General features: G+C 72.7%; 6 protein-coding genes. 3 read left to right on the top strand and 3 right to left on the bottom strand.

Annotation, left to right across the window (positions count from 1 at the left end; all coding sequences use genetic code 11):
* Window positions 1-62 precede the first annotated feature (62 nt).
* Together leuB and MFF42_RS16555 are read right to left on the bottom strand one after the other, a co-directional pair.
* Window positions 63-1,172 (bottom strand): 3-isopropylmalate dehydrogenase, encoded by a 1,110-nt coding sequence (gene leuB, locus MFF42_RS16560; RefSeq protein ID WP_238256728.1) that lies wholly within the window; start codon window positions 1,170-1,172, stop codon window positions 63-65.
* Between the two features lie 97 nt (window positions 1,173-1,269).
* Window positions 1,270-1,587, bottom strand: coding sequence for a hypothetical protein (locus tag MFF42_RS16555; protein WP_238256727.1), 318 nt, complete (start codon window positions 1,585-1,587; stop codon window positions 1,270-1,272).
* A gap of 252 nt (window positions 1,588-1,839) precedes the next feature.
* Here MFF42_RS16555 and MFF42_RS16550 point away from each other — a divergent pair, with 252 nt between their 5' ends.
* From MFF42_RS16550 to MFF42_RS16540, 3 genes are all read left to right on the top strand, one after another.
* Window positions 1,840-3,336, top strand: coding sequence for a hypothetical protein (locus MFF42_RS16550; RefSeq protein WP_373875190.1), 1,497 nt, complete (start codon window positions 1,840-1,842; stop codon window positions 3,334-3,336).
* Between the two features lie 129 nt (window positions 3,337-3,465).
* Entirely contained in the window at window positions 3,466-5,154 is a 1,689-nt protein-coding gene (locus MFF42_RS16545; RefSeq protein ID WP_238256726.1) for a thiamine pyrophosphate-binding protein, read from the top strand.
* Window positions 5,151-5,597, top strand: coding sequence for a thiol-disulfide oxidoreductase DCC family protein (locus tag MFF42_RS16540; RefSeq protein ID WP_238256725.1), 447 nt, complete (start codon window positions 5,151-5,153; stop codon window positions 5,595-5,597). The genes MFF42_RS16545 and MFF42_RS16540 overlap by 4 nt, the downstream gene beginning before the upstream one ends.
* Before the next feature lie 7 nt (window positions 5,598-5,604).
* On the opposite strand, the gene MFF42_RS16535 is transcribed toward MFF42_RS16540, so the two are convergent.
* Window positions 5,605-6,567: a polyprenyl synthetase family protein gene (locus MFF42_RS16535; RefSeq protein WP_238256724.1), complete on the bottom strand. Its 963-nt coding sequence runs from the start codon at window positions 6,565-6,567 to the stop codon at window positions 5,605-5,607.
* Window positions 6,568-6,569 lie beyond the last annotated feature (2 nt).

Raw genomic sequence — 6,569 nt, 5'->3', positions numbered from 1 at the left:
CGTGCGGGGAGAGGGGGATGCGCCTCCGACAGGCCGGAGAAAGGGCACGGGATGCAGCCGTCTCAGCCCGCCTGCGCTGCCAGCTCGCGCAGGATCGCGTCGCCCATCTCGGCGGTGCTGATCGGAGTCTGGCCCTCGCCGACGATGTCGCGCGTGCGGGCGCCGGCGGCGAGCGCGCGGGTGATCGCGCCCTCGACGAGGTCGGCGGCCTCGCCCAGCCCGAAGGAGTAGCGCAGGCACATGGCGAGCGAGCCGATCATCGCGATCGGGTTCGCGAAACCCTTGCCGGCGATGTCGGGCGCCGAGCCGTGGACAGGCTCGTAGAGGGCCTTGCGGGTGCCGCGGGCGTCGGTCGCACCGAGCGAGGCCGAGGGGAGCATGCCGAGCGAGCCGGTGAGCATCGCCGCGACGTCCGAGAGCACGTCGCCGAACAGGTTGTCGGTCACGAGCACGTCGAACTGCTTGGGGCGCCGCACGAGCTGCATGGCGCAGTTGTCGGCGAGCACGTGCTCCAGCTCGACCTCGCTGTAATGCTCGGCATGGACCCGGGTGACGACCTCCTTCCACAGGACGCCGGTCTTCATCACGTTGTTCTTCTCCGCCGAGGCGACCCGGCCGGAGCGCTTGCGCGCCAGATCGAAGGCGACGTGGGCGATCCGCTCGATCTCCGCGGTGGTGTAGACCTGCGTGTCGACCGCCCGCTTCGAGCCGTCTTCGAGCGTGGTGATCTCCTTCGGCTCGCCGAAATAGACGCCGCCGGTGAGCTCGCGCACGATCATGATGTCGAGGCCCTCGACCAGCTCGCGCTTCAGCGCCGAGGCGTCGGCGAGGGCCGGGTAGCAGATCGCCGGCCGCAGGTTGGCGAACAGGCCCAGATCCTTGCGCAGGCGCAGCAGGCCGGCCTCGGGACGGATGTCGTAGGCCACGCCGTTCCATTTCGGCCCGCCGACGGCGCCGAGCAGGATCGCGTCGGCCGCGTCGGCGCGGGCGAGCGTCTCGTCGGCGAGGGGCTTGCCGTGGACGTCGATGGCCGCGCCGCCGACGAGGTCGCGCTCGGTCTCGAAATCGGCGAGACCGGCCTGCCTGAGCCAGCCGACCACCTTCTCGACCTCGGCCATCACCTCGGGGCCGATGCCGTCGCCGGGCAGGAGCAGAAGCTTGTAGGTGGTCATGGGCTGGAATCCGGGCTGATGGCACGCGCCACGTTGACCGCGCTCTATCGGCGCGGCCCGGCGCCCGCAAGCCCGTCTCTCAGCCGGTGGGCTCGTCTCAGCCCGTTCGCTTGGCCGAGCGGAACGGACGCAGCATCCAGGCCATCCGCCCGACCTCGTCCTCGTCCGCCCGCTTGCCGGAGCGGACGGCGCGCTCGGGCGCGGAGGAGCCGATCTCGTGGACGATCTGCCCGAGCAGGGGCGGGATTTCCTGGCCGTACTCGTCGAGGAGCACGGCGGCGTCCAGCAGCGCCTGGACCTGATCGTCGGGAATCGGACGGCTCATGATCTGCGCGTCGAGCGCCTGATCGGCCAGCAACGTCGCGAGGCGGGAGACCTCCGACAGACCGGCCGGTGCCGAGAGACCGCTGCTCATCGATGGGGTGCCCTCATGATCGAACCGGAGCCCACGATACTCCGTGTTGGTGAGCCAATCCTTTCACCATGTTCGGCTCCCGCGTGCCGAATCCGGCCTGATCGTGATGGGACGGGGCGCCGCGGATGCTTCCCGAGAACGGCGGGGCCGGGCTAAGGTTCGGCCGTGCCTCGCCCAAGCCCCTCCCACCCCTCCGCCGCAGGACGCGGTTTCCTCACGCCGGAGGCCGGACCCGCTCCGGGCCGGGCGGACCTGTGGGCGCTCGCGCTGATCGGGCTCGCCGTGCTGACGGGTTCGGCTCAGGCCGGCTCGCCCCGCAGCGGAGCGAGCGCCTGCTACGTGACCGGCGGCGGCGCCCTCGAGATCTGCCGCTCAGAGAACGAGGCCGAGGGCGTCTACGCCGTCCCGCCGCCCTGCCGCTTCGTCCACGACGTGCAGATCCTGCGGCTGAAGGATACCGGGCCGCCGGGGCCGCTCCAGGTGATCTACCGGGCCGAGCCGCCGCGCCAGAGCGGTCGCCGAAGCGAGGATTCCTGCCCGGCCGACCTGCGCGCCACCGATCCCGCTTCGGGCGGCGCCGTGCGCATCGGCCGGCAGATCGAGACGCTGGCGACGATCCTGCCGCCGACCGATCCCCGCTTCTGGAGCGAGGGTCTCAAGGGCGCCGGTCCGGCCCGGGCCGAACAGCCGCGCCGCCGCAGCCGGGCGAGCCGGCAGGCACGGCGCGAGGCCCGCCGGGCGGCCCGCGAGGCGGGGCAGCAGGACAAGATGACCTTTCGCGCCCAGGCGCCCGTGCCGGAGGACGACCTGTCCGGCAACGCCATGATGGTCGCCGGGCGCGATTGGGCGGGCGACCCGTACTACGCCATCCTCGCCACCGCGACGGAACCGTCGGGGGAAGGCCGCCGCCGGGTGCTGGTGCAGGCGCGGACCTACGATTTCCAGAGCCTCGACCTGCGCGTCGGGGCCGATCCCGGCACCGAGTGGCGGCCGTTCGGGGCGCCGTCCGAGGAGAAGGGGCGTCGGCGCGGCCGCGGCCAGCCCGCGGCGGTCAAGCCCGCGCCGGTGCTCGACGACGCGGGCAAGCCGATCGTCGGCAACTGCGCCGCGCCGGGTTTCGAGGCGCGCGGCCTGACCGGCTCGATCAGCGTCGTCGATCGCGTCTACCACTACTTCTACACCGACGTGCTGCCCGCCGATTGCGACGCGCCGCGAGCCAGGCGGCGCATGGCCCTGTACCTGCGCACGAGCCGCGACCCCCTGGCCGAGCGCACGTGGTCGGCGCCCGTCACGCTGATCGAGAGCCTGCCCGCCGAGACCGAGATCCGCGTCGCCAAGGCGCGGGGCATGGACCGCTGGGCCGTGGCCTATTCCTGCTCGCGGCCGGTCACCGTCTCGGGCGGACCCGTGGCCGACATCTGCCTGCACTACACCGCCGACCTCTCGCCGGGCAGCGTCACCGCCCTGACGCTCTACGCCGAGCCGATCGCGGCCGGCCATTCCGCGGCCTATCTCGGCCTGCGCTCCGGCGGCGACGCCCTCGGGCGCTTCACCCGCGACGGCTTCGGCTGGATGACCGACCGCTACGGCAATCTCGACGCGCCGACGATCTACCCCGACAAGGGCGGCTTCCTGACCTGGCTCGACCGCCGGGCGCCGCGGAGCGACGGCAGCGACGCCTCCTCCCTCTACGGGCGGCCGGTCTACTGGGCCACCTGGACGGTGCGGCCGCGCGCGGCCCAACCCTGAACCGGTGACGATTCCGGCCGGACGTTCGACAGAGGGATGAGCGGCCCTCGCGCCACCGTCGATGATGAGAGAGCCTGCGCGCGGTCGCCGGGCCGGATCGGGCTCGCGAAGGCGCGGAAGGAGCAGGCCATGACGGTCACGACACTCGACTCCCTGGGCCAACGCCGCGGCGCCGACGTGCTGGTGGAGGTGCTGCGCTCGGAGGGCGTCCGCTACATCTTCGGCAATCCCGGCACGACCGAGTTGCCGCTGATCGACGCCCTGACGGACGCGCCCGACATCGCCTACGTCCTGGCGCTGCAGGAGGCGAGCGCCGTCGCCATGGCCGACGGCTACGCGCAGGGGGCACGGCGTCCGGGCTTCCTCAACCTGCACACCGCGGGCGGCCTCGGCCACGGCATGGGCAACCTGCTCAACGCCCAGATCTCCGGCACGCCGCTCGTGGTGACGGCGGGCCAGCAGGATTCGCGTCACGTCATCACCGATCCGCTGCTGTTCGGCGACCTGACCACCATCGCCGCCCCCACGGTGAAATGGGCGCGCGAGGTGACGAACGCCGACCAGCTTCCGGTGCTCCTGCGGCGCGCCTTCCACGATTGCGCGGCGGCGCCCTCGGGGCCGGTCTTCCTGTCGCTGCCGATGGACGTGATGGAGGCGATGACCGCCGCGCCGCTCGGCGAGATCTCCACCATCGACCACCACGCGGTGGCCGGGTCCCTCGACCGGCTCGCGGACCACCTCGCGGCCATCGCGCCGGGGCGGCTCGCCCTGATCGCCGGCGACGAGGTCGATGCCAGCGACGCCTCCTCCCAGGCGGTGCGGCTCGCCGACCTCCTGGCGGCGCCGGTCTACGGCTCGTCCTGGCCGGCGCATATCCCGTTCCCGACCGCCCACCCGCTCTGGATGGGCAACCTGCCGACCAAGGCGAGCGGCATCGCCGAGATCCTGGGCCGCTACGACGCGGTCTTCGCCCTCGGCGGCAAGTCGCTCATCACGGTGCTCTACACGGAAGGCTCGGCCGTGCCGCCGGGCACGCAGGTGTTCCAGCTCTCGGCGGATGCCCGCGACCTCGGCCGCACCTACGCGACGCGGCTCTCGACGGTGGGCAACGTGCGCGCCTCCCTCGACGTGCTGCTGCCGCTCCTGGAAACACGTCTCGCGCCCCGCGCCGAGACCTATGCCCGCCTGCGCCGCGAGGCCGTCGCCGCCTACGACGCGCGCCGGGCCGCCCTGGCGGCCAAGGCGCAGGCCGCGTTCGCCGATCCCGTCATCCATCCCCTCGTCGCCGCCTGGGAGATCGCCCGCGTCGTCGGCTCCGACGTCGCGATCATCGACGAGGCGCCCGCGACCCTGGGGCATCTGCGCACGATCCTGCACAGCACCTGGACGCGGCAATACGCGTCGATCCGCGGCGGGGTGCTCGGCTGGGGCATGCCGGCCTCGGTCGGCTTCTCCCTCGGGCTCGACCGGGCGCCGGTGGTCTGCATCGTCGGCGACGGCGCGGCGATGTACTCGCCCCAGGCGCTCTGGACCGCCGCCCACGAGCGGCTGCCGGTGACCTTCGTCGTGATCAACAATGCCGAGTACAACATCCTGAAGCAGTTCATGAAATCGCAGACGCACTACGCCTCGGTGCGCGCCAACCGCTTCATCGCCATGGACCTCACCGAGCCGCGCCTCGACTTCCTGGCGCTCGCGGCCTCGATGGGCGTTCCCTCCCGGCGGATCGAGCGGGCGGAGGACATCGCCGGGGCGGTAGAGGCGGGGATCCGTTCGGGCGAGCCGAACCTCGTGGAGGTGGTGGTCAGCGCGGTATGACGGCTTCCCCGCGAGCGACGCCGCCGACCCTCGTCTTCGACACGGATTGCGTCCTCTGCGCCGGGACGGTGCGGTTCGTGCTGGCGCACGAGCGCGACGATCGTCTGCACTTCATGGGCGCGTGGTCCGCCGAGGGTCTCGCCCTCGCCGCCTGCCACGGCTTCACCGCGGAGGATCTGAACGGCACCTTCCTGCTGGTTCGGGACGGCCGGGCGCTGACGCGTTCGGATGCCGCGCTCGCCGTGGCGCGGCATCTCAGGGCGCCGTGGCGCTGGTTCGGGCTGCTCAGGATCGTCCCGAGACCGCTGCGCGACCGCCTCTACGGCCTCGTCGCGCGATACCGATACCGCCTGTTCGGGCGCCGCGAGGATTGCGCCCGCGTGCCGCCGGAGCAGCGGCACCGGTTCCACGGGGTGCAACCGGCGGACCCGCCGCAGCCGTAGACGCCGATCAGGCCTTGCGGGCCACCGTGAAGCGGGCGGCGTCCTTGAGCACCTGCGCCCGCTCGCCCCAAGGGGCGACGGCCTCCTCGCACAGCGCCACCAGCCGGTCGCACTCGGCCCGCGCGCCGTCGAGGCCGAGGCGGTCGACAAGGGTCGCCTTGCCGGCATCCTTGTCCTTGCCCGTGGCCTTGCCCATCGCTTCCGGCGAGGCCTCCCGATCCAGGATGTCGTCGGCGACCTGGAAGGCTTGGCCAAGCGCCTTGCCGTAGCGCAGCAACGCCGCCCGCTCGTCGGCATTCGCGCCGCCGACCAGGGCGCCGGCCTCGACGGAGAAGGCGAGGATCGCGCCGGTCTTCATCGCCTGCATCCGCAGGGTGTCGTCGATATCCATGTTGGCCGGGCCGAAGCGCCCCTCGGCCGAGAGGTCGAGGAGCTGGCCGCCGACCATGCCGCCGAGCCCGGAGGCGCGGGCCAGCCCGAGCACCAGCTCCGCCCGGATCGCCGGATCGGGCTGCCAGCGCGGGTCGGCGGTGACCTCGAAGGCCAGGGTCTGGAGCGCGTCGCCGACGAGGATCGCGGTGGCCTCGTCGTAGGCCTTGTGGACGGTGGGCTTGCCGCGGCGCAGGTCGTCGTCGTCCATGGCCGGCAGGTCGTCGTGGACGAGGCTGTAGCAGTGGACGAGCTCGACCCCGGCACCGGCCGCGAGCGCGGCCTCCTCGGCGCCGCCGAGCATCCGCGCGGTCTCGATGGCGAGGAACGGCCGCAGCCGCTTGCCGCCGCCGAGCACGGCGTGGCGCATCGCCTCCATCAGCCGCGGCGGCCGGGCGATCTCGCCGGCCTGAAGGGTCGGCCCGAGCAGATCGACGAGGAACGTCTCGACGGTGCCGGCGACCTGAGCGAGCCTGTGGGTAAAGTCACCCGTATAGGCGTCCGCCTTGACCGAGGGGTGGGAAGCCTGCGTTGAGGTCATCG

Origin of the sequence: Methylorubrum podarium (assembly GCF_022179745.1) — a bacterium.
Lineage (GTDB): Bacteria > Pseudomonadota > Alphaproteobacteria > Rhizobiales > Beijerinckiaceae > Methylobacterium > Methylobacterium podarium.
Note: the sequence above shows the minus strand (reverse complement) of the source record. Positions and strands in the feature narration are given on the sequence as shown.

Bases quoted from the DNA above. Each gene is read 5' to 3' on its own strand.
- MFF42_RS16535 (WP_238256724.1), bottom strand. From the start codon at position 6,567: ATGACCTCAACGCAGGCTTCCCACCCCTCGGTCAAGGCGGACGCCTAT.
- MFF42_RS16540 (WP_238256725.1), top strand. From the start codon at position 5,151: ATGACGGCTTCCCCGCGAGCGACGCCGCCGACCCTCGTCTTCGACACG.
- leuB (WP_238256728.1), bottom strand. From the start codon at position 1,172: ATGACCACCTACAAGCTTCTGCTCCTGCCCGGCGACGGCATCGGCCCC.
- MFF42_RS16555 (WP_238256727.1), bottom strand. From the start codon at position 1,587: ATGAGCAGCGGTCTCTCGGCACCGGCCGGTCTGTCGGAGGTCTCCCGC.
- MFF42_RS16545 (WP_238256726.1), top strand. From the start codon at position 3,466: ATGACGGTCACGACACTCGACTCCCTGGGCCAACGCCGCGGCGCCGAC.